A 20625-nucleotide genomic window follows, 5' to 3' on the forward strand; every position below is an offset into this window, starting at 1 on the left:
AACCAACGCGCTATCAGCATCGCTAAAGACTCCGAGAACTCGGACCAAGGCTAGACGTCAATCATATCCTCGTCCACCCGCACAGCGGAACAGGTGCACAGTAGCGTAGCTACTAAACTGGGCCGGCCCGTCTAGCTGCTGTGATACGTGCAAGTGCCTGATCATTGAGATGGATCTGGGGGTAAGCGGAACGATCGGGTTTGGTGGAAAGCTGCCGTTCGTTAACAGCGACGTTCGTGCGTCAAGATATGGAGGCTAGCAGTCGGGTGACGGGCCATCGAGGTCAAATCTCCGCTTCCATTTCGCTCCGCTTCGTTCCCAGACCTGTAGGATAGCGACCCACCCCGCCGTCATCGAGTTTCCGATGCAATTGAAGCCGTCTTCCCCAAGATGGAATGGCGAGTCGTCGTGCGCTTCTTTGATGGTAGCGCCCGTCGTTGAGTCAAGTGGATAGCCCAGCACCGGCTCTACGACATTACTTTGCAAGACTGCGCTTGTTCCGAAGGCGACATCGAATGTACGCTGACAACCTTCACAGCGCATTCGCACCAACAAGTTTGTTAGGGCGAAGGTTGCCACGTGCGGATGGTAATCACAGTATCGTGGAATGCCTCGCAGCCAACATTTGGGCGGCTCGGGGATACGATCTGTGATGTCCATCAAAGGATAGTGCATGCCGATGCCCCACTTTTCTCGATAGGCTATAGCGGATACCTGGCGAGAAGAAGAGCGCGTGAGCGTCCGCTATTGGGCGACAGCGGCCAAGGTGCGGCTACCTGCGACGGCCGAAAAGCCTGCCCGCCGCACGGACGCCATCGGGACGGGTAAGGGTAAAAACCATCCCGGCCTCAATCCCACGGGGCCCGAAAAGATTGCCGGTAAAGACGCCCGTATAGCTGCTATCGGGGCTAGTGATCGCGCCGCTAATCCCGTTCGCGGATATTATGCCACTGAAGACCAAGGTTGCCGTCTCCGGCGTTGTACCCGTGGTATAACTGCCTTGCTGGGCACTCAATCGCGCGGTGACCGATCCATTAGCGTGATCAATGGCCAAGGCGACGTCACCAAAAACACTAAAGCCACCACCGCGATTACGCCCAACACGCGTTGTATTGAGGTCCACGGCGTAATTTGTGGTTCCTGACAGAGGAATGTCGCCGTCTCGTGTACGCTCCCCGATCAGGAAATAGCGCATTGTATCACGAGATGCGGCAGCGGCATTTGGCTCACGTGCGTCCTCGTCGACTTGCTGCTCAGCGATGTAGACGTATTCCATATTCGGGAACCGCGCGAACGTCGCCGCGTCGCCCCGCGCTGTGACCGTCCGCGTTCGCTGCCACTTAACGCCATCAGCATTAGTGAAGCTTACTTCAGCCGGATTGAAAACTGCCGTTTCTCCGGCAAATCGGATCACAAGCAACTTGCTGGCGTCATATGATAATTCCAACGTACTGGGAGATGTTTGCAACGATGCTTGCTGTGATTCGACCGAGTAAAAGGGCGCGGTATCTGAAGTATAGCGCTCCACGGTAGTTACCGTCGCTACCTGTCCAGCGAACACCCGATTCTGCGACAGGTCAAAACTGCCGTAGGTAAAAGTTGGAGCCGGAGTTGGAGTTGGAGTTGCGGTTGGCATCGGTGCGGGAGTTGTGGAGGGTGCCGGCGCGGGAACAACCTGAATGGAACCCTCGCTCCCCCCGCCCCCGCCGCAGGCTACTAAGCAGAGCGCGGACGACATAGTGTACAAGTGATTGCGGCGCATAGATTGTCTCCCCCTCCTGGAGAATAGCAATTTTGCTGCGCAGACGTCCAGCCATCGACCACTATGTCCGCTATTGGGCGACTGCCGACTGTCCGCTTCTCCACCCGAAAGCTGCCGTCGCAGAAGGGACCCCTTTTGCGACAGTCGGAACCGCTCAACCTCGCTAGTCGTAGCGGCATTGAACAGTCCCATTTTCTGATCGGGCCCTGGGACCAACAAAGTACCATAAGCTACAGACTTTATTACAACCGGCATCGGTCGTGACATAAATACAACACTTTATGACAAACTTGTAACCTGGAATGGAACACCCTTGCGGTAAAAGGCAAGATGTACTGATTTCTCCAAATCGAGTTGAGAATTACAGGGGGAATCAATGACATTGCCATATCTACTCAACGGAACCGCGCTCGTTGGGTCGTTGTTTATCATGACGCCGGCTTGGGCGCTTGAGGCTCAGCCTGATGTCTTGGTTCAGACCTCCAATGTTCCGCGTACCCAATCGCCCGTTTCCACGACAGCGCCGGTTCCTGACGATGCTCTTCCTGCATCGGAGCAGGCCGCAGCGGGCGACGAAGCAAATGACATCGTTGTTACGGGATCGCGTATCCCCGTTCGCAACACCATTGATGCGGCGATCCCGATCACCAGTCTATCTGCGGCTGAGGTCATTGGTGTACGAGGCGATGTCTCGCTTGGCGATGCACTGAACCAACTGCCCCAATTGCGCGCCACTTCGAGCCAAGCCAATTCGACAGGCTTCATTGGCACTGCTGGCGTCAGTCTGCTAGATTTGCGTGGTTTGGGTGCGGCGCGAACGCTGGTTCTTGTAAACGGTCGTCGAGTCGTGTCCGCGGTTCCTGGCGCCTATACGCCAGATGTCAGCACTATTCCGTTCGATCTTGTGGAACGCGTAGATACAGTCACCGGAGGTCAGTCAGCGATCTACGGTTCCGATGCGATTGCAGGCGTCGTCAACTTAGTTCTTAAGCGGGATTTTGAGGGTACGCGACTTCGTGCTCAAGGTGGCGCTACGGGCTATGGCGATCGCGGAACCTATCTAGTCAGCGGCATCACTGGCGCAAACTTTCTCGATGACAAAGTCAATCTGACGGTGTCGGCCGAGTATAGCCATGCGGAATCGGTTCTCTTCGCTGACCGTAGCTACCTGGGGGCGTATGATGGCACACCGGCATTTGTAACCACTCAGATCACAACCGCGCCCAACCGCAACTTTGACGGTATTCCGAATACGACCTTCGTCCCTCGAGGCAGCAAATTTGCTAATCGTTCGATTGGCGGTACCGTCATCACCAGTTGCCCAATCGGCGCTACGCCAGCCAATGCTGCACAACGTGGGCTGGTCTGCACCGGGCAAAGCGATCCCCAAGGTAACCCACTGTCGTATTTCTATAATTTCCAACCAGACGGATCGCTGTTGCGGGATTCTCCGTCGACCACCGGTTTGACGGACAACCGTGCCATCGGTGGCGGTATATTGTTCGGGGGGAATGCTACGGGTGTTGAAGGCGCACAGCTACTGCCTTCGCAAAATCGCTTTATTGCTAACATGCTACTCACGGGCAACTTTTCGTCAGCTTTCAAACCATTCGCAGAGTTTCAGTTCGCACAGGTGAAGGTGGAGCAGCAGAGCGTCCAGCCCTCCTTCACCGGCGGCACATTGTCTGCTTCGTTCAGCCGTACAAATCCGTTCCTAAGCCCAGCTGCGACCGCTACGCTGAACCAGATCTTGCCAGCCAGCCAGACTAGTTTCACGCTTAACCGGTTCAATAACGACCTTGGTACCCGGGCCGAGTTTCATACACGGAAGACGTATCGGGGCGTCATCGGCGTCGGCGGTGAAATCTTCTCTGAAGGAAACATTCGCTACGAGATTGCAGGAAACTACGGACGCACAGAGAACTTCTACCGCACAGGCGGCAATGTGCTTGTGGCAGAGTTTAATCGCGCAGCTAACGCTGCCTTGGCACCTACAGGCTTCGCTGGATCAAACTTTGTGCTGAACTCGCAGGGGCAACGAGTTGTATGTGGCGTAAACGCTAACGTCGCCACGGGGAATGCCGACCCCAACTGTATTCCGCTTAACCTATTTGGGCAGGGCCAATTTGATCAGCGCGCACTCAACTACGTGCTACACGAGTCAACGCGTAATCAGTGGGCGGAACAGATAAACGCAACGGCCTTCGTAGCTGGTGATCTCCGTGGGTTATTTAGTCTTCCGGCCGGGCCGATCGGCTTTTCCGTTGGTGGGGAGTATCGGCGCGAAGACGCGCAGTCGCGTCAGGATGCGATCACTCAGTCTGGCCGCACCTTTCTAAATCCGGCAGCAACGTTCGATCCACCTGCCGTCGAGATTAAGGAGGTTTTCGGAGAACTCCGGGTACCTCTTGTCGGTGGCGACTTCACGCTACCTTTAATCAACGAGCTGACGTTCGAGGCGGCAGGCCGTATCTCGGATTATGGAGGCAATACTGGATCTGTAAACGCGTGGAACTTGGGTGGTGTTTGGGCACCTATTCGTGATTTGCGATTCCGCGCAAGTTACTCGCGATCGGTTCGTGCTCCGAATTTGAGCAATCTGTTCGCGACAGCTTCCCAAACGTTTCAGAATGGTTTGACCGACCCCTGCGACCAGCCGGGCGGAACCAATTCGTCAAATAACATCACCAGCAATCCCAATCGGGCGCAAAACTGTGCAGCAGCAGGCATCCCGACAACCATCACGTTCACAGACCCTGCTTCCGGAGTTAGCCTGACCCGACCTTGGACAAATCAGCCTGCAGGAGGCGTTGCAGGCATAAACCAAGGCAATCCAGATCTGCTTCCGGAAGTCGGCAACAGCTTTACGGTTGGAGGAACTTTCGCCCCGCTTGCTGTTCGAGGCCTGGCAATCTCGGTTGACTATTACAATATACGGGTAAAAAACGTAATCTCCGGCCTAACGGGTCAGGCAATCATCGACCGCTGCTATGACGATCCTACCGGATTGGACAACCCATTCTGCGATGCAGTTTTTCGCCGCACCAGCACTGATCAAATCCAGAACCTAACCTTCAATGGCCAGACCAACCGAACGCTGGGTGTGACGCAGTTCCCGTTCGCTGTATCGGGCAACGGAACAGGTTTTTTGAACCAGCCATTTAACTTTGCGCAGCTTCGGACGCGTGGCATCGATTTCGATGTCGCCTACACCAAGAGACTTAGCGACGATCTACGTTTGAACGCTCGTGTCCTGGTTAGTCACATTATGAATCGTCAAGAATATAGTTATATAACCCAGCCCGATCGTTTCGACCGTATCGACGGCCGTCTCGGCGATCCGCGTTGGCAGGGTCAGGTGACGCTTGGCGGCCAGTTCGGCATTTTGGATCTCAGCTATAATGCGCGTTATGTTGGCAAGCAGATCGTGTCCGGCTTGTCATATGAAACCTTCTTTCCATCGCAAGGTAGACCAGCCCTCAATCCGGACGCACGACCATTTGTAAACTATGATCCAGTCGTGTACCACAACATGAGAGTTGGTTTAAACGTCACCGAGAAGTATCGCTTCTATTTCGGCGTAGACAACATAAGCAATGAGCTTCCTCCGTACGAGCTCGCAGGAAATGAGAATTTCACTAGTGGTGCCACGTCATCTATCTATCCGAATGTCGGAAGATTCTTTTACGCCGGCGCTGAATTTAAGTTCTAACTTGCAGTCATGATAATGAAGCCGCTTGTTGAAGCGGCTTCATTATCATCTCGCGAGTTCGACCGAACGAGAACATGCTCTTCGCCAGATATACTGTAAATATATCCTTAGATGATAATATTCTTTTTTCGCATAGATACTATCGTTGATAACGGCGAGCTAGGTGTGACCTGTGACAGATGATAGTCTTCAATGCATAAGGTAGAGATGAGATCCTCCCCAATTGATATCAATGGCAAACCAAAGGTTGTTGTTGCGGGCGATCCTAGCTTGGCTGCTGATGTCTGTAAATGGATGCCAGACGCACTGTACGATCTATCCTTGGTAGACACTGGCAAGTTTTTAATCGACTCGTTGCTCGCGTCGAATACAGATCTTGTGATTATCAATTCAAGCCTTCCCGATATTGATGCTATATCTATCGTCCAGTCTGTCTCTTCACTTAAAAAACCACCTTACCTTATTATTAGGTCTGACACAGACGAGGAAATTGATCGGGTTATATTACTAGAGATTGGTGCAGATGACTGCATCGCACTATCATGTGGACCTCGCGAAATTAAGGCGCGGGTGCGCGCTCTTTTTCGCCGCCGTTTTGGCCAGGCGAATCACCTCAACGTGGTCGTGAATAAACCAGACAACCATTTACCAGAAGCGACGTTTTTAGGCTGGACCTTGGATAGGAATAGACGTCAGTTATACTCTGCATCCGGTGAGGTTACATCGCTAACTCATTCAGAGTATTTGATACTAAATGCGTTATTTTCCGAACCTGGGGTTATCAAAGATCGATCCAGCCTGATGGGGCTAATGGCTGACATAAACCAAGTCCTCGAAGAACGATCTCTTGACGTTTTCATAAGCCGCCTTCGCAAAAAGATTTTAACTCGCGGTCGCAATGACTTAATAGAAACGGTTCGAGGAAAGGGATACAGACTAAGGGTTTCAACCTCAGAACAACTACTAAATTCAACGAGGTAGGGCTATTGTATTAAAAGTACATAGATCACCAATTTAAGTATGCACTATTGCATATGTAATATATGTATACTGTCCAGCACTACAGTCCATCAGCCCATCAGCCCATCATTTATGCTCTGAAGTTGTAAGTCGTTAGTGACAAGTCAGGTGACTGTTTGACGGGCTACGAAGTCAAAAAAGGTGCAGCGCAAATGCCACGGCCATCTTATACGTTGCCATCAGCATATAGCACTCGCCTGAAGCGCCGCGCACGCTCGACTGTATTTTAAACTACGCGCGTGCTCGGAGCCGCCCCCACTTTTTCAACACAATCCGGCAAATTTGGCTTGGCCGCGTTTGAGCGCCGACTGCCCACTACGCCTCGTCGGAAAACACATAATTGCCGTCTCCCGACCGTGCGACCCAAACGAGTGCTCGCATCTCCTCATCGCGGCTGCACGACAATCCCTGTCGGATTGCCAGCATGTACGGCAATCGGCCTGCGCGGGTTTTCCGACAGGCTAAGCGTAGTCCACGTCCGTTCTGTATGATGACTTTACCCGCTATCAAGCTATCTGTCGTCTGCAGGAACGCCACTCTTCTCGCAAAGGAGGCGTTTTGGGCATAAAGGCCTCCCCTTAATTGTGGGGGATGCTGCCATCTTAGCCCCGATCCACGGACTTCGCGCGGCGACGGGACATTCTTCCGGTTGAATACAGGGGTGCCGGCGAATGCCTAGGCGTGCCCGAAAGCACGAGCACACTGGTGGCTATACCGCGACGGTAGGGCTTCGGCGCTAACTAGCCCTTTAAATGGTACAGCGTCGCCACTATGGATCAGGCCGATGCCTGCTGTGTCCAAGCTGCACCGTCTCCAACGCCGCTTAAGCGAACCCCTCGCCCGCGTGGTTCGGAAAGGCCTCCTGATCGCGCACATATTCGCTGAGCATCTCGAGCGACTTGTGGCGGCTATGCTCCTTCATTTTGAACAGATTGGCGCCCTGCCGCCCCGCCTCGGTCAGGAACCCGGCGCGCAGGCTGTGGCCGGCAAAGAGCGTTGGATCATAGCCGGCCGCAGCGGCGCGTGCCTTGACGACAAGGGCCACAGTTTGCGGGCTGATCGCATGCGCCGTCACGCGACCGTGCGGCGTCAGCCGCCGAAAGACCGGACCGCTGGTGATCTCTGCCGCCTCCAACCATGCACGATAATGCCGTACCGGCTCCATGCGCCGACCGTCGAGAATGGCAACGGATTGCCCCCTGCCCTCCTGGTCGCCTTTGGACACAGGAATATGAATGATCAGGCCGCGCGGATCCTCAGCAATATGCGCGACCTCGATCGCAACGAGCTCGGAGCGGCGAAACGCACCCATCATGCCGAGGCTGAGCAGCGCGCGGTCGCGGTAGTCCTGCAGGGTCGTGCCGGTGATCGTCCGCATCATATCGCGCAGCACATCACCGTCGGCAGGCCGCTTCTTGGCCGGCCGCTCACCACGCTTGGTATTACGGATCCCGCGCATGACCTTGTCGAGCGCCGCGGCGCCGGCCTGAGTGGTGGGCGGTTCAAGCTCGGCCGCACGGTGGGCAAAGACGATCGCCGCCAGGCGCCGGCCGATCGAGGCCTTTGACAAGGCACGTCCGCTTGAAAAGGCGCTGCCGGTCGTCGCGAGTTCGCTCAGGAACGCTGCAACAATGGCGGGTGTTGCGGGCAGCGCGCGATAGCCGCGTGTGTCGCACCACGTACAAAAAAGCCGCCAGTCGGACCGGTAGGCGCGCAAGGTAGCGGTGGCCGAGGCGCGGGTGATGAAGTCATCGACGCGCGACTGATCGTCATGGGTGAGATCAGGAAGCCAGGGCTGCAGCGCATGGTCGTCGGACTGCGGCACGATCGCCTGCCCGTCTGACAGATCGGGACCATCATCGTCGATCATGACACTGTCACCGGCGACGTCGACGCGGCGGTCAAAGCCAAGCCGGACCGTCAGGGCGTCGGGCTGATCGCCGATCGTCACGCCAATCCGTCCACGTCCCTTCGATGTGTCATCGCCGCATTTTTCTACCCGGTTTTGTCGTTTCGATCGCCCGGCTGTAACGCCCCCAATTGCTAGTGGGAATACCAGTTATCGCTAGTAACTATTATGGCATCCTGGATTGATTAGGCACTGAGAAGCCCCCTCCCCCTTGTATCTTGGTTGTGGTATCATTTCCTGGCGATGCCACTTTTGACCGATGGTTCCCCATGACCCTTCAAGTAAATATTACGTCTAACGGCCGCATGAGCCTACCCGTGGGCATTCGCAAACGGCTTGGCCTAGAAGGTGGAGGCGCGGTGTTGGTTGAAGAAACGCCAGAGGGTGTCATCCTGCGTACCGTCGATCAGGCGGTGGCCAAGGCGCAGGCGATCGCCAAGCAGTATGCGCAGCATCCCGAGGCCTCGGTTGATGCCTTCCTTGCCTCGCGACACGTTGAGAGCGGCGAATGACCCATGTCGTGCTCGATGCCTCCGCGATCCTCGCGCTCCTCAAAGGTGAGCGCGGCGCCAGCAAGGTTGCCGGCGTGATTGCGGACGCATCGGTTTGCGCGGTCAATCAGGCCGAGGTGATCAGTCACTTCGGCCATCTCGGCGCGCCGCTTGAAGACATCCAGGCCATGCTGGGTGCCCTCCCCTATATAGTCGTGCCAGCCGACGATGCGCTGGCGTGGGAGGCTGGGGGCCTGCGATCGGTGACTGCATCCGCCGGGCTGTCGTTGGGCGATCGCTTTTGCCTGGCGCTTGCCAAACGCGTCGGCGCGCCGGCCTATACCGCGGACAAGGCCTGGAAGGATATCGCCGGCGATGCCGGCGCCAAGGTCGTGGTCATTCGGTAATTACGTCATGCAAATGAATGGTCGCTATCGCGCGACAAGAGGCAAAGCGTGACAACTGCACTTGATTGCGCTGGTCCAAAATGCCCCGCCGCCATAGTTCGCATACAAGGAGTAATCATATGCGCCCCCTGATCCTGCTATCCGCGTGCTTCCTCGTCTCTGCCTGCGGCGTCGGCGCGAGCGCTCCGACCGTTATCGACGGGAGCAGCGCCGCAACCTTTGATCAGACGCTACGTGCGGCAAAGGCTGACCTTGGTCCGAAAGATCGTCTCAAATTTGAAGCCGCACTCTCAGAATTCAAGGCTCGGACATTTGCCAAGGCCAACTCTCGGCAGGAGTATCAGCGTCTACTGCGCAAGGGACTCGACGGTCTGACGGCTCCGCGTGTCGTCGATCAGTTTAACCGCGACGTGGACCGGGTTGGCGGCCAGGCCGCAGATGCCGTGTTCGAAGCCAAGCGAGCGTTGAACCGCAAATAGCTGTTGGCTGTTGGCTGATGCCGGACACTGCAATTATCAACCGGTAGATCTCAATCCGCCAGACCCATACCCAGACATTCGCGCCCCCTTTGCGGCTCTCCAACTTCAGACACCCATTCATCTTGATGCTTTCTGAGCTTTATCCAAGACCTAGGCAGTCACCGTCAGACTGCCTCTGCCGTCGATCGCCGATGCGCTTCCTCTAAGATACTGCCGTCAAGTACTAGTTTGTTCCTGTAAGGAAATGTGGGGTATCACACAGACCGCCAACGAAATGTTGCGGATGAAGACAGGAAAGCTAAGTCGTAATCGACGACGGTCGGCATCCAATACCAAGCTGTCTCGATCGCTCACGATGCTACCTCCTATTGACCCGCTACGATTGAGGACCCGGCATGAAAGGCGACAATACTCGCGCCCATGAGGCAGAGCGCCTGCTATCCGAACGAGACCGTCGATACGGTCTGTTTCCAAGTGAGATATTCGACGAGTTTGCGTGGAATATGCTCCTCCACTTGTTCGTCGCGCTCGAAAAAAACGAAACAATGTCGGAAGTGCGATTGTGCGAACTGTCTCACGCAAGCCCAGCTGCCGGTCGACGCTGGATTGCTCATCTCGTCAAAGATAAACAAATCGAGGCTAGGTCAGACGGTGATGACGTGCTGCTGACAGGCGAAGCGGTCGACCGGCTGCGACGCTATCTGTCCAAGCCCTCGAGAGCCGAAATTGATGTCGGCGACGAGACAGCCTGAACTCCGTCGACGAATGCGAGTTTAATAAGCCTGCGTGCGGTCGCCATTGTCCGGAGTCGATTATGCCCTCCAATGCCTCTGATACGTCGGACGATACACTCTGCCTTGCAATCGCGCATGCCCTGCAACTCGCCGATGCACGAGGCGATAGCTTGGTAGCTGCGCTGCTCGCACATGCCTTTGAAATTGCGAATTGTCCCAAGACAGAAGTCTAGCCGGAGATGCGTGAAAGCTTTCGCCGGCACTAGCAGTCACTTAAATTATTCATAACGCTACAATCAGATTCTTATACTATTTAGATTCCATGTCAGGATCTACGATATTCCGGGTGGTCGCATCGGCATAGGATCGGCCTAGTGGTGCGATCAGATGACGGTATTCAGCCTCTGGAACCCCATAGCTATCACCAGCCAACTCTTCCAGCGCCTCGCGGTCACGAATTATTACGCGACCTCGCTTCGAGTAAATCATGCCGGCACCTTCAAGGATATGGAGGCTGACAGTCACTCCACTTCGTTCCGCCGCAATCATCATCCCAATAAAGTCATGCGTGAGCGCGATTTCATCGCCGTCGACGCGGTCATGGCACATGAGCAACCAACGAGCCAGACGGGACTCGATACGGTGATAGGCATTTGTAGCGGTACTCTGCGCCGCTTGAACGAGCATAGACTGTACGTAGCGCAAAAGAGTTGTTCGAAGCGTTTCGCTCCGACGAACCGCCGCAAGATAAAGCTCGGCATCGATCCGTAGGGCGGTACCGCCACCTACCTGAATGAAGGTCTGATGAGGGCTTCGATCGCTACCTAATAAAAGGCATGTCGCAGAAACCCCGTCGCGACCGAATATTCCCACCTCTGTCGGGCGACTGGGGGACATCGTAGCAACGATCGAAGCGACGCCAGATTCAAGAAAATAGACGTGTTCAATCGGCGCATTTGCCTTTACGAGCACGTCTTCGCGCCGAATGTCGTGCCTCGTGAAATGTGGCTGCAATAATGCCAGATCATCCGCCGACAGCGCGCTTAGCAGAATGTTTTTGGTATAAACGGCATCTGGATGCGACATGATCGCCCCTCTTTTTGGGGCGAAAGTGCGTCGAATCTTTCAGCCGCCTGCGCCCTGAGAGTGGCAAGCGATTGTAAGCTCCTACACGTTTTCACGGCCAAGAAACTTTACCTATGAGAAGTGTGGGATAGGCCACACTTCTCCGGGTCGCTTCAGTAATTCGGTCTGAAATGTGTCGTGAACGATATTTCCAAGATTTTTGCCTATGAATGAATTCGCGAAATAATCAGCGCTTTGTTGTCTATCGCACAGTGTCGGCAGCGCAGATGTTTCAGCTTCATAAAGTCGGTATGTCTCAAGCCGTATCAGGGTCGGGGCAAGGACAAATATTATGGAGACCGAACAATCGGCTAGCGGTCCCGCCGACACGCAGCTTGGCCTACTCCTTCAAGAAACGATTCATCGCGGCAGCAATGATCTCCAGATGGTGATTGGCTTGCTGGCACTACAGAGTCGGCGTGCGTCATCACAAGAGGCCCGACAGATACTCACAGATGCTACGCAGCGCGTATCCATTCTGGCGCAAGCCCGAAGCGAGCTGTTTCGTAATAACCAGCCAACGCTGGCCCTTGCCCTGCAGCAGGTGTGCACGGCGCTGCAGTCACAGGCTGAGCCTCGATCGATCCTCGTAGCGCTCAAGGTCGAACAGGACGCCGTTGCACTGTCCCCAACGCAAATCACAACGATTGCGCTGGTCGTGAATGAGCTTGCCACGAACGCGATCAAACACGCGTTCGAGGATGGCAAGAATGGCTACATCCTCGTCACGCAAAAGGCAGACGCTGAGGGAAATGTCATTGTTCTGGTGGATGATGACGGCCTTCCTTTTCCAGACCCTAACAACCCCAAAAGGGGAGGCTTGGGAATGGAAATATCGGCTCGCTTGATGGCATCGATCGGCGGTCGGTTCGTTCGTCCACAATCGCGTGCGAAAGTTTTCGAATTGCATGTCAGCACCTCAGTCTCGACGAAGAGCGGAACATCGCCACAACCTCAGGCTGCAGAGGCCTCCGATGTCAAAGCGCCTTCAGAGAGCCAGAATCTGATCTCGTTGCATTCGGCAATACGATGGGCGCTTCATCTCGCCAGGGCACAAGGGGAAACCCTTACCGCTGCACTCCTAGAAGACATTTTGCACCTATTTGAAAGACGGCAACGTTCCGCTGCAGAGGACCAGTGTGCAGCTGCTTGTTGTATGTGACGCCGACCCAAAACCAGACGCTTTGTGCACCTCCTGCGTCGCCCAACTTCTGCCGTGCATTCATTTCGGCGTTCACGCCTAGATGCAGAGGTCTTCGTGCTATACACGTCAATCCGGATTGACTGAAATTTAACCCCGAAACGGCATTTACCTCGTGAGCTCCCGGGGGGGGGGCCCGGGAGTGAAGTAGATGCGACAGGACGATGGTGTGCTGCCGCGCTGGACCGTCACGCGTTGGCTGGTCGAGTGTGCTGGTGTGGTTCCAGCTGAGATTCGTCCATCCCTGGTTCAAGGATTGTACGGGTCACTCCCGATCTTTTTAGGCGGGGTATTCAACACGATCCTCGTCTCCTCGATCGTGGCGTTACGAATACCGACACCACCTTTCTTGATTTGGGCAGCGCTGGAAATAGGACTGGCCGCTCTGCGATTGCCGCTGCTTGTCAAAGGATCTCGCGCCGCGCAGAGCGGCAAAAGGGCTCATATCGATCTCTACATATTGGCTGCCGTGTGTTGGGCAGGATCAGTAGGTTATGGTTGCTTCATAACTCTTCTGAGCGGGGACTGGCTCGCTGCCACCCTCGTGATGCTGTCCGCCGCGGCCATGACCGGAGGGGTGGCGTTTCGCAACTTTTCAGCACCTCGGCTCGTGATGGTCATGATCACGCTGAGCCTTGGGCCTTGCGCCATCGCTGGAGTTATGTCCCGTGAACTCATCATGTTCGCGACCGCTCTGCAGATTCCGATGTATATCTATGCGATGACGCATGCCGCCTATCGGCTGAATGCGATGCTCGTTCAGACGATGCGGTCGGAGCGTGAGAACGGACGTCGCGCGCGACAGGACACGCTTACCGGCCTACTGAATCGTGCCGGTCTTGAGGACGTCATTACCCGTCGTACAGACGGCACTAATAGCGGAGCCACTCTTTTTTATATCGACCTCGACGGCTTCAAGGCGATCAATGACACTCTTGGTCATGCGGCTGGTGATCAACTGCTGGTCAAGGTAAGCCAGTTGATGAGACAGGTAACACCGGCGACGGACGTTGTCGCTAGAATCGGAGGCGACGAGTTTATCGTTTTTGCCGATCAGATGAATCCTGACGAGGCCTGTCAAACTGCGCAGCGCTTGATTGATACATTATCCTGCACACCATTCCTCTTGAACAACACCAACGTTACAGTTGCCGCGAGCGTCGGCATCTCCATTAGATCGGGTGCGCCGTGCGATCTGTCGGCCTTAATGTTAGAGGCTGACAGGGCTTTGTACGACGCAAAGCTGACGGGGCGTTCCCGCGCCGTGTTGGCCACCGTCGCGTAGCTAGGCTTATGGCATAGGCGATCGCATACTCAGGTCAGGCACAAACCATCATCTATCAACGCGGAATGACAGCGGCGGTCGATGGCCCACTATTCATACTTAACACGACATAAGTTAACCTGACGCAGTGAGGCAGGTTTAGAACCGTTAAGGTTTTGATTATAAGCGCAAATGCGAAGGAGTTCGTGTGCGCAACCACCATGAAACGTCCCGCCTGGACGCGCTGCATCAGCTAAAACTGCTGGATACCCCAGCAAGCGAAAGTTTTGATCGTATAACCCGGATGGCGAGCCAGATCTTCGGCTTGCCGGTCGCGGCCGTATCGCTGACCGATCACGATCGGCAATGGTTCAAGTCGCGAGTGGGCGTCGATCATTACAGCATTCCCAGAGCCGGAGCACCGTGTGCGGAGGTTACGGAGACGACACGATTATTGGTTATTGAGGACTTTCTTGAGGACTCGGATTATGCCGAAAGTCCACTAGGTCGTGCTGGTACCCGCTTCTACGCTGGCGCCCCACTAGTGACCAATGACGGGTATGGGCTCGGCGCATTATGCGTATTGGGTACCGAACCTCGCAAAGCGTCATCCGCTGAACTTGCCGCTCTCACTGACCTTGCCGCCATGGTCATGGCGCAAATCGAGCTGCAGCATGCTTTCGGCCGGATCGATCCCGTCAGCGGAATGCCCACGAGAAACCAGTTTCGCGAAGATCTGATAGACCTGGGGCGAGACCATGCGGGAGAGCAGTACTTCGCCGTCGTGGTGGATTTGGCCCGCGAAGATCAGATCAGCAGAATTACGCGTGCCATGGGAGCGGCTCGCGTCGATCAGATGGTTCATGAGGGCGCCCAGGCATTGCGCGCGGCACTCGGGCCGGATCGAAGCGCCTACCAGATCGGCACCGCACAATTCGCATTCATCTCGCCATCGGGAGTTGAGCAGTCAGAATATATCGAGCTCTTGCGTACTGGTCTTGAAACCATGCGAGCTTCATCATCAGTCCGTTTTGTGACAAACGTAGCTATTGGCGTCCGATCCTTTGCCGCCGGTTCGGTATCGGCCGACGACCTTATCCGAGGGGCTACGAGTGCTGCTCAGGATGCAAGGGATACGGAGGGATCAATAGCGCTGTATTCACCAGCACGCGATACCGCGCATCGCCGCCAATATGGCCTGTTACAAGACTTTGGCGCAGCACTCGAGGCAGGGGATCAACTTCGGCTCGTTTACCAGCCTCGGATCAATCTTTCCACAGGCGACTGTATCGGTGCAGAAGCGCTACTGCGATGGCACCATCCGCTTTTGGGCGACGTGTCGCCCGGCGAATTCATTCCGATCATCGAACAGACGTCGCTAGCCCGACCGACCACCCAATGGGTTCTTGATACGGCAATGGACCAGTTGGCGGCGTGGAAGCGTGGTGGGCTGGCGATCACGCTATCTGCCAATATCTCAGCCGCCAACCTAAGCGAAGCTGACCTTTGCGAGAGGATTACAACTGGACTGACCGCCCGCGAGCTGTCGTTTGGCTATTTGGAGATCGAGCTTACCGAAAGCGCGATCATGGATCATCCAGATCAGGCTCTAGACGTGTTGCAGAGTCTTAAGGACGCAGGTGTCGGCCTTGCTATCGACGACTTCGGTACCGGACAAAGCAGTTTGGCCTATCTGCAACGTCTGCCAGCACAGATCGTCAAGATCGATCAGACGTTCATACGCGACCTAACCGAGGCGACAGGTTCCGACTTCGTCCTCGTGGAAACAATGATCAGCTTGGCGCATAGGCTGGGCTATCGCGTCGTAGCAGAAGGTATCGAGACCGGCGAGGCGGCAGCCATTCTGAAAGAGCTTGCCTGCGAAGAAGCCCAGGGCTTCTGGTTCGCCCGGCCGATGGAAGCCGCCCGGTTTGTCGCCTGGCTTTCAGAACGGCGAAAGGCTGCTCGTTCGATGCCTTGTGCCGCCTAACGATCCGAACAGGTTTTTCGAGATACTGGGCAAGCATGCGTTGGCCGAGCGAACCTTAGACGTTGCGGATCTATCAAATAGTTAAGCATTTTAAGGCATTAGGCCACGCTGAGGGAGCTACCAATCGTGTCATCACCAGATGTGAGTTTTGAAATGGTCGCACTGCACGACTTTGAGACGATGAGCACAGCGGACCGTGATGCGCTGCCGTTCGGCGTTGTAGGCTTTGAAGCTAACACGATCGTGCAGGTCTATAACGCGACCGAGGCCCGTATGTCGGGGCTGGATCCGGCCACCGTGATGGGAGTGCCGTTCTTTGACGCGGTCGCACAGTGCATGAACAATTTCATGGTGGCGCAGCGGTTCGAAGATGAACCGGAACTCGATGACGTCTTCCCGTACGTCCTGACGCTTCGAATGCGGCCGACCAAGGTGCGCTTGCGGCTGCTCGCGACCGCGAAAACGCCGCGCCGCTACATACTCATTGAACGCTGAAGGCGAGCCGAATGACCGATACGTCGGGCGAGGAGGAGCTCCTCGAATTTCTATATGCCTGTCCCATCGGCCTGATCGAATGCGACGCAGCTGGCGAGATCGGCTTGATGAATCCGCACGCGATGCAGCATCTGATGCCGTTGGCGGGCTCGCGTGGGGTCAGCAATCTGTTCTCGGCGTTCGAACATCACGCCCCGGAACTGCGAACCTTGGCAGAAGCCTTTGCACTGCCTACGGGACGCGTCTGCGACGGCCACCGCATCTTCGTCGACCTCGGGCCGGGTAAGAGCGGTGCCACGCCAAAGGTCCTCGCCTGTACGCTCGTCAAGCTCGCCGCGGATCGATTTATGGCAACCCTCACCGATATTAGCCACCAAGTTGTTCAGGAAAACCGACTGCGGCAGGCTGATACCTGGTTCGCGACGCTGCTCGACGGCGTCAACGGCTATGCTGCGCTGACGATCACGCCAGACGGCCAAATCGCAGCAGCCGACACCTGCTTTGCCCGGCAGACCGGGTATGAGCCGGCCGACGTTACCGGTCACAATCTCGCCGATGTCCTCAGCACCGATCTGCCTGGCGGCGATCTGCGTCTGGACGAACAGCTGGCGATCGCAGTTCGTGAGGGCTGGCATCTTCAGGAAGGGTGGCAGCAACGCGCCGATGGCGAGCGCTACTGGTGTCAGCGTCTCGTCGTCGCTCGGTCGGCACGTGACAACGCGACCTTACCCCGGTTTTCGGTTGTGCTGCGTGACGTACCGCGTCGCGACGCTGCGAGCGAAGACGTGCGGCGTCTCCTGACATGCGACCATCTCACCGGCGCGGCAAATCGACGGCATTTCAGTCAGGCGATGGCTCGCGAACACGAAAGCTGGCGCGAACTTCGTCAGTCGCTGTCACTTGTCGTACTCGATCTCGATCACTTCAAGTCGGTCAACGACACGCACGGTCACCCGGTGGGTGATAAACTTCTTTGTCAAGTTACCGAGGCGTGCATCTCGCTTTTGCCACCACGCGGTATTTTTGCACGGTTGGGGGGCGAGGAATTTGGGGTCCTGCTTCCACGCTACGATCGTGATCAAGCCATGGAGCTTGCTGAGCGGCTTCGCGTAGCGATCGCCGATGTCGTCGTTGAGATTCCATCGGGCACTCTGCGGGTAACGGCCAGTCTGGCCTGTGCGACCCTCGACGAGACCGAGGGGTCAATCGAAGCCCTTATCGCCCTGGCTGATAAGCGTCTCTACGCTGCGAAGCACGCAGGTCGGAACCGGGTCTTTGCTGAACCCCAGCCAGCGTGACTGAGGACCGCCTTCAACGTTCAGCCGTGCATCGGATCGTGTGTGCCGTTGTCGCGGCGGAGTTACGCCGTCAGCGCGGTACGGACCATCCGACTGCGGGCGAGGTGGAGTGGCCGAGCTCGACATTGATTGGCGACGACGGACTAGGTCTGGACTCCATGGAGCAGCTTGGTGCGCTAGGCGCGTTGGCAGAGGCGTTCGATCTCGACGACAGCTTGTTGAGCGATGATCCGCCAAGAACGGTAGGTGCCTGGGTTGATTGGGTTATCTACGCTCACTCCAAAGGCGATGGGCGGATGACGGTAGCGACCTCTGGATCGACCGGTAGCCCGCGTCCGTGTGTGCACGACATCGCCGACTTGATCGATGAGGCCGCATTCCTGGCAACGCAGTTTACCGGGCGACGCCGGGTAGTTGCGATGGTACCTGCACATCATCTGTATGGGATCATCTGGACCGCCCTGTTACCCGACGCGTTGGGGGTTCCGGTCGTGGCGCGGGCGATCGGTGCCCCCCTTGGGCTCACCGCCGGCGACCTCGTCATTGCGGTACCGGAGCAATGGCAGGCACTACTCCGCATAACCCCTCGCTTTCCGAAAGATGTCATAGGGGTCAGTTCGGCCGGGCCCTTGGACGAAAGTGTTGCGACAGGACTGCTGGCGGCCGGGCTGACACGATTAGTTGACGTTTACGGCTCGTCCGAAACCAGCGGTATTGCAATGCGCAACGTGCCGGCGAGCGGATATGACCTGCTGCCTCGCTGGCAGTTGTCGACACATGATGACGAGGACTGGAGACTTGTCGACCGCCACGGCCGGTTCTGGGACTTCCCCGACCACATCGAACGCATCAGCAGTCGCACTCTGCGGCCGCTTGGTCGGCGCGATGGAGCTGTGCAAATCGGGGGACATAATGTCTGGCCCGGGCGGGTGGCGGACACGCTGCGGACGGTGGACGGCGTCGCGGATGTCGCCATTCGCCTAAACGGGCATGGGCGGTTGAAGGCATTCGTTGTTCCGAAACCCGATTACGATCTTGCGCAGCTGTCGGCGCATATCGAGCAGCTCATGGTTGCTCGCCTGGCCAACTACGAATGCCCGAAAAGCTTTCGCTTCGGACCGGCTCTACCGCGCAATGCAATGGGAAAATTGGAAGACTGGGCATGATGCATTCACCGATCACCGCGGCTTACCCGGCACGTAGGACACCACTCGCAATGACGGATGCATGCAGCGGCTGCCGGACGGGTGCACCGCTCGGGATGGCGATCACCATGGCGTTCCAGCCGATCGTCGATATCGAGACTGGATCCGTCTTTGCCTATGAGGCGCTGGTTCGTGGGGCGGACGGTCGGTCCGCAGGCGAAGTGCTTGCGGGCGTGGAAGCCGACATGATCTACAAGTTCGATCAGGCCTGCCGGGTGAAAGCCATTGAACTGGCCGGAGCGCTGTTTGCCCCGGAGGACGATACAAGACTATCCATCAATTTCATGCCTAATGCCGTTTACGAACCGAACGCCTGCATTCGCGCCTCGCTAGCCGCTGCACGTCGCGTCGGGTTTAATCCTGGCCGCCTGATGTTTGAGTTCACCGAGAACGAGCGGATGGTCGATGTCGGCCATGTTCGGCACATCATCGAGTCCTATCAGGCACGCGGGTTCACCACTGCCATCGACGACTTTGGTGCTGGTTACGCCGGGCTTGGCTTGCTTGCGGACCTACGTCCGGACATGCTCAAGCTCGACATGGCACTGATCCGCGGGATCAACCATTCCGCCGCACGACGGACGATCGTCGCGAGCGTCGTGAAAATGGCTAAAGACCTGGGCATCAGTTGCATTGCCGAAGGGATCGAGACTGCGGCAGAACTGAAAACGTTGCGCGAGATTGGTCTTCGCTTCTGCCAAGGATACCTGCTTGCACGTCCGCAGATAGAGGTACTGCCGCTGATCATCCCCCCCTTATAGGCCGCTGCGTCTAGTTAGGGCATAGTCGACCCACAAGTGGAAATTCAGCCACCCCTTCCCGCTCCCCAACTTTGGACGTTCGTTCATCGTCGCGAATAATCAGCCTGATACCCCGGCCATCCACTGACGAATGTCGTGCTCTGGACAAAGTCGACCACTATGGCATCTTTGGTTCGCCGTATTGATCCGGTACGCGCAGTGCAAAGAAAACGGTTTCCGCCTCACTTCTGGTTAGGCGATGATGGTGGTGAGATTAACGTCATCATCAAAGACATTGGTTGGGCAGGAACGGAAGATGAGGCTTATTGGTCAACGCTGGGAATTCCAGATCGGTAACACCATGGTCGAGGTGGATAACGCGTACAGCTGGACACTGTGGGGACAAGAACGCCTGCTAGTGAACGGAGAGCAAGTTCACGCCAGCAACGGCAGGATGCGGTTTTCACAGAAATACCGCGAGCCGTGGCTCACGCCATTCGGCGATGGTGAATTAAAGGTCTGGCTAAGAAGCACCGCCACCCAAATACGGTGCAGCGCGTCTCTAGACGGTGAGGAAGTACCGGTGACTGCCATGTATGCCACCAACTGGCAGGGACCGGCAGGTAGCTGGCCGACAGAAGACAAGTGGGAGAAGCCGCTGCCGGGGGTCGGTTTGGCAACGAACTAAAGCGATCGGAATGAAAAGTCGCTTTTATGGAATGGCTTCGCAGTCCTACCTCTAACGTTCGGATGTGGGCGCGATCAGACGTCAATTTGAGCTGAGCTGGTGCTT

General features: G+C 56.3%; 17 protein-coding genes. 14 read left to right on the plus strand and 3 right to left on the minus strand.

Annotation, left to right across the window (positions count from 1 at the left end; translation table 11 throughout):
• Positions 1 to 772: 772 nt before the first annotated feature.
• Positions 773 to 1636 carry a hypothetical protein gene (locus IFT54_RS19140; protein ID WP_192071809.1) on the minus strand — a complete coding sequence of 288 codons (864 nt, stop codon included), beginning with the start codon at positions 1634 to 1636 and terminating at the stop codon, positions 773 to 775.
• Positions 1637 to 2138: 502 nt separating this feature from the next.
• Here IFT54_RS19140 and IFT54_RS19145 point away from each other — a divergent pair.
• Together IFT54_RS19145 and IFT54_RS19150 are read left to right on the plus strand one after the other, a co-directional pair.
• Positions 2139 to 5474: a TonB-dependent receptor domain-containing protein gene (locus tag IFT54_RS19145; protein ID WP_192071810.1), complete on the plus strand. Its 3336-nt coding sequence runs from the start codon at positions 2139 to 2141 to the stop codon at positions 5472 to 5474.
• 192 nt (positions 5475 to 5666) lie between these two features.
• The gene (locus IFT54_RS19150) at positions 5667 to 6455 is read left to right on the plus strand and encodes a response regulator transcription factor (RefSeq protein WP_192071811.1); all 789 of its coding nucleotides are present in this window, start codon (positions 5667 to 5669) and stop codon (positions 6453 to 6455) included.
• Between the two features lie 862 nt (positions 6456 to 7317).
• Here the strand turns inward: IFT54_RS19150 and IFT54_RS19155 are convergent.
• On the minus strand, positions 7318 to 8445 hold the full coding sequence (locus tag IFT54_RS19155; protein WP_342354874.1) for a site-specific integrase: 1128 nt from the start codon (positions 8443 to 8445) through the stop codon (positions 7318 to 7320).
• A 227-nt stretch (positions 8446 to 8672) separates the two neighbouring features.
• On the opposite strand from IFT54_RS19155, the gene IFT54_RS19160 reads away from it, so the two are divergent.
• From IFT54_RS19160 to IFT54_RS19175, 4 genes are all read left to right on the plus strand, one after another.
• Positions 8673 to 8915: an AbrB/MazE/SpoVT family DNA-binding domain-containing protein gene (locus IFT54_RS19160; RefSeq protein ID WP_192071812.1), complete on the plus strand. Its 243-nt coding sequence runs from the start codon at positions 8673 to 8675 to the stop codon at positions 8913 to 8915.
• Positions 8912 to 9301: a type II toxin-antitoxin system VapC family toxin gene (locus IFT54_RS19165; protein ID WP_192071813.1), complete on the plus strand. Its 390-nt coding sequence runs from the start codon at positions 8912 to 8914 to the stop codon at positions 9299 to 9301. The genes IFT54_RS19160 and IFT54_RS19165 overlap by 4 nt, the downstream gene beginning before the upstream one ends.
• Before the next feature lie 119 nt (positions 9302 to 9420).
• Positions 9421 to 9780, plus strand: coding sequence for a hypothetical protein (locus IFT54_RS19170; protein ID WP_192071814.1), 360 nt, complete (start codon positions 9421 to 9423; stop codon positions 9778 to 9780).
• Positions 9781 to 10175: 395 nt separating this feature from the next.
• Positions 10176 to 10532, plus strand: a complete 357-nt coding sequence (locus tag IFT54_RS19175; RefSeq protein ID WP_192071815.1) for a hypothetical protein — start codon at positions 10176 to 10178, stop codon at positions 10530 to 10532.
• 291 nt (positions 10533 to 10823) lie between these two features.
• On the opposite strand, the gene IFT54_RS19180 is transcribed toward IFT54_RS19175, so the two are convergent.
• Positions 10824 to 11600, minus strand: a complete 777-nt coding sequence (locus IFT54_RS19180) for a Crp/Fnr family transcriptional regulator (RefSeq protein WP_192071816.1) — start codon at positions 11598 to 11600, stop codon at positions 10824 to 10826.
• Positions 11601 to 11931: 331 nt separating this feature from the next.
• On the opposite strand from IFT54_RS19180, the gene IFT54_RS19185 reads away from it, so the two are divergent.
• From IFT54_RS19185 to IFT54_RS19220, 8 genes are all read left to right on the plus strand, one after another.
• A complete protein-coding gene (locus IFT54_RS19185; RefSeq protein WP_192071817.1) occupies positions 11932 to 12801 on the plus strand; it encodes a sensor histidine kinase in 870 nt (289 codons plus the stop codon).
• A gap of 190 nt (positions 12802 to 12991) precedes the next feature.
• The gene (locus tag IFT54_RS19190) at positions 12992 to 14125 is read left to right on the plus strand and encodes a GGDEF domain-containing protein (RefSeq protein WP_192071818.1); all 1134 of its coding nucleotides are present in this window, start codon (positions 12992 to 12994) and stop codon (positions 14123 to 14125) included.
• 187 nt (positions 14126 to 14312) lie between these two features.
• Positions 14313 to 16094, plus strand: a complete 1782-nt coding sequence (locus IFT54_RS19195; protein ID WP_192071819.1) for an EAL domain-containing protein — start codon at positions 14313 to 14315, stop codon at positions 16092 to 16094.
• Between the two features lie 126 nt (positions 16095 to 16220).
• Positions 16221 to 16589, plus strand: coding sequence for a phosphonate transporter (locus IFT54_RS19200; protein WP_342354875.1), 369 nt, complete (start codon positions 16221 to 16223; stop codon positions 16587 to 16589).
• Positions 16590 to 16600: 11 nt separating this feature from the next.
• A complete protein-coding gene (locus tag IFT54_RS19205) occupies positions 16601 to 17887 on the plus strand; it encodes a sensor domain-containing diguanylate cyclase (RefSeq protein ID WP_192071820.1) in 1287 nt (428 codons plus the stop codon).
• 158 nt (positions 17888 to 18045) lie between these two features.
• A complete protein-coding gene (locus tag IFT54_RS19210) occupies positions 18046 to 19053 on the plus strand; it encodes an AMP-binding protein (protein ID WP_192071821.1) in 1008 nt (335 codons plus the stop codon).
• Positions 19054 to 19148: 95 nt separating this feature from the next.
• On the plus strand, positions 19149 to 19853 hold the full coding sequence (locus IFT54_RS19215; protein WP_192071822.1) for an EAL domain-containing protein: 705 nt from the start codon (positions 19149 to 19151) through the stop codon (positions 19851 to 19853).
• Positions 19854 to 20148: 295 nt separating this feature from the next.
• Positions 20149 to 20520: a hypothetical protein gene (locus IFT54_RS19220; RefSeq protein WP_192071823.1), complete on the plus strand. Its 372-nt coding sequence runs from the start codon at positions 20149 to 20151 to the stop codon at positions 20518 to 20520.
• Positions 20521 to 20625 lie beyond the last annotated feature (105 nt).

Source organism: Sphingomonas sp. CFBP 13714, from assembly GCF_014842205.1.
GTDB lineage: Bacteria > Pseudomonadota > Alphaproteobacteria > Sphingomonadales > Sphingomonadaceae > Sphingomonas > Sphingomonas aerolata.

Coding starts and splice junctions, on each gene's coding strand:
- IFT54_RS19140 (WP_192071809.1), bottom strand. CDS start 1,636: ATGCCAACCGCAACTCCAACTCCAACTCCGGCTCCAACTTTTACCTAC.
- IFT54_RS19145 (WP_192071810.1), top strand. CDS start 2,139: ATGACATTGCCATATCTACTCAACGGAACCGCGCTCGTTGGGTCGTTG.
- IFT54_RS19150 (WP_192071811.1), top strand. CDS start 5,667: ATGCATAAGGTAGAGATGAGATCCTCCCCAATTGATATCAATGGCAAA.
- IFT54_RS19160 (WP_192071812.1), top strand. CDS start 8,673: ATGACCCTTCAAGTAAATATTACGTCTAACGGCCGCATGAGCCTACCC.
- IFT54_RS19165 (WP_192071813.1), top strand. CDS start 8,912: ATGACCCATGTCGTGCTCGATGCCTCCGCGATCCTCGCGCTCCTCAAA.
- IFT54_RS19170 (WP_192071814.1), top strand. CDS start 9,421: ATGCGCCCCCTGATCCTGCTATCCGCGTGCTTCCTCGTCTCTGCCTGC.
- IFT54_RS19175 (WP_192071815.1), top strand. CDS start 10,176: ATGAAAGGCGACAATACTCGCGCCCATGAGGCAGAGCGCCTGCTATCC.
- IFT54_RS19180 (WP_192071816.1), bottom strand. CDS start 11,600: ATGTCGCATCCAGATGCCGTTTATACCAAAAACATTCTGCTAAGCGCG.
- IFT54_RS19185 (WP_192071817.1), top strand. CDS start 11,932: ATGGAGACCGAACAATCGGCTAGCGGTCCCGCCGACACGCAGCTTGGC.
- IFT54_RS19190 (WP_192071818.1), top strand. CDS start 12,992: ATGCGACAGGACGATGGTGTGCTGCCGCGCTGGACCGTCACGCGTTGG.
- IFT54_RS19205 (WP_192071820.1), top strand. CDS start 16,601: ATGACCGATACGTCGGGCGAGGAGGAGCTCCTCGAATTTCTATATGCC.
- IFT54_RS19210 (WP_192071821.1), top strand. CDS start 18,046: ATGGAGCAGCTTGGTGCGCTAGGCGCGTTGGCAGAGGCGTTCGATCTC.
- IFT54_RS19215 (WP_192071822.1), top strand. CDS start 19,149: ATGGCGATCACCATGGCGTTCCAGCCGATCGTCGATATCGAGACTGGA.
- IFT54_RS19220 (WP_192071823.1), top strand. CDS start 20,149: ATGAGGCTTATTGGTCAACGCTGGGAATTCCAGATCGGTAACACCATG.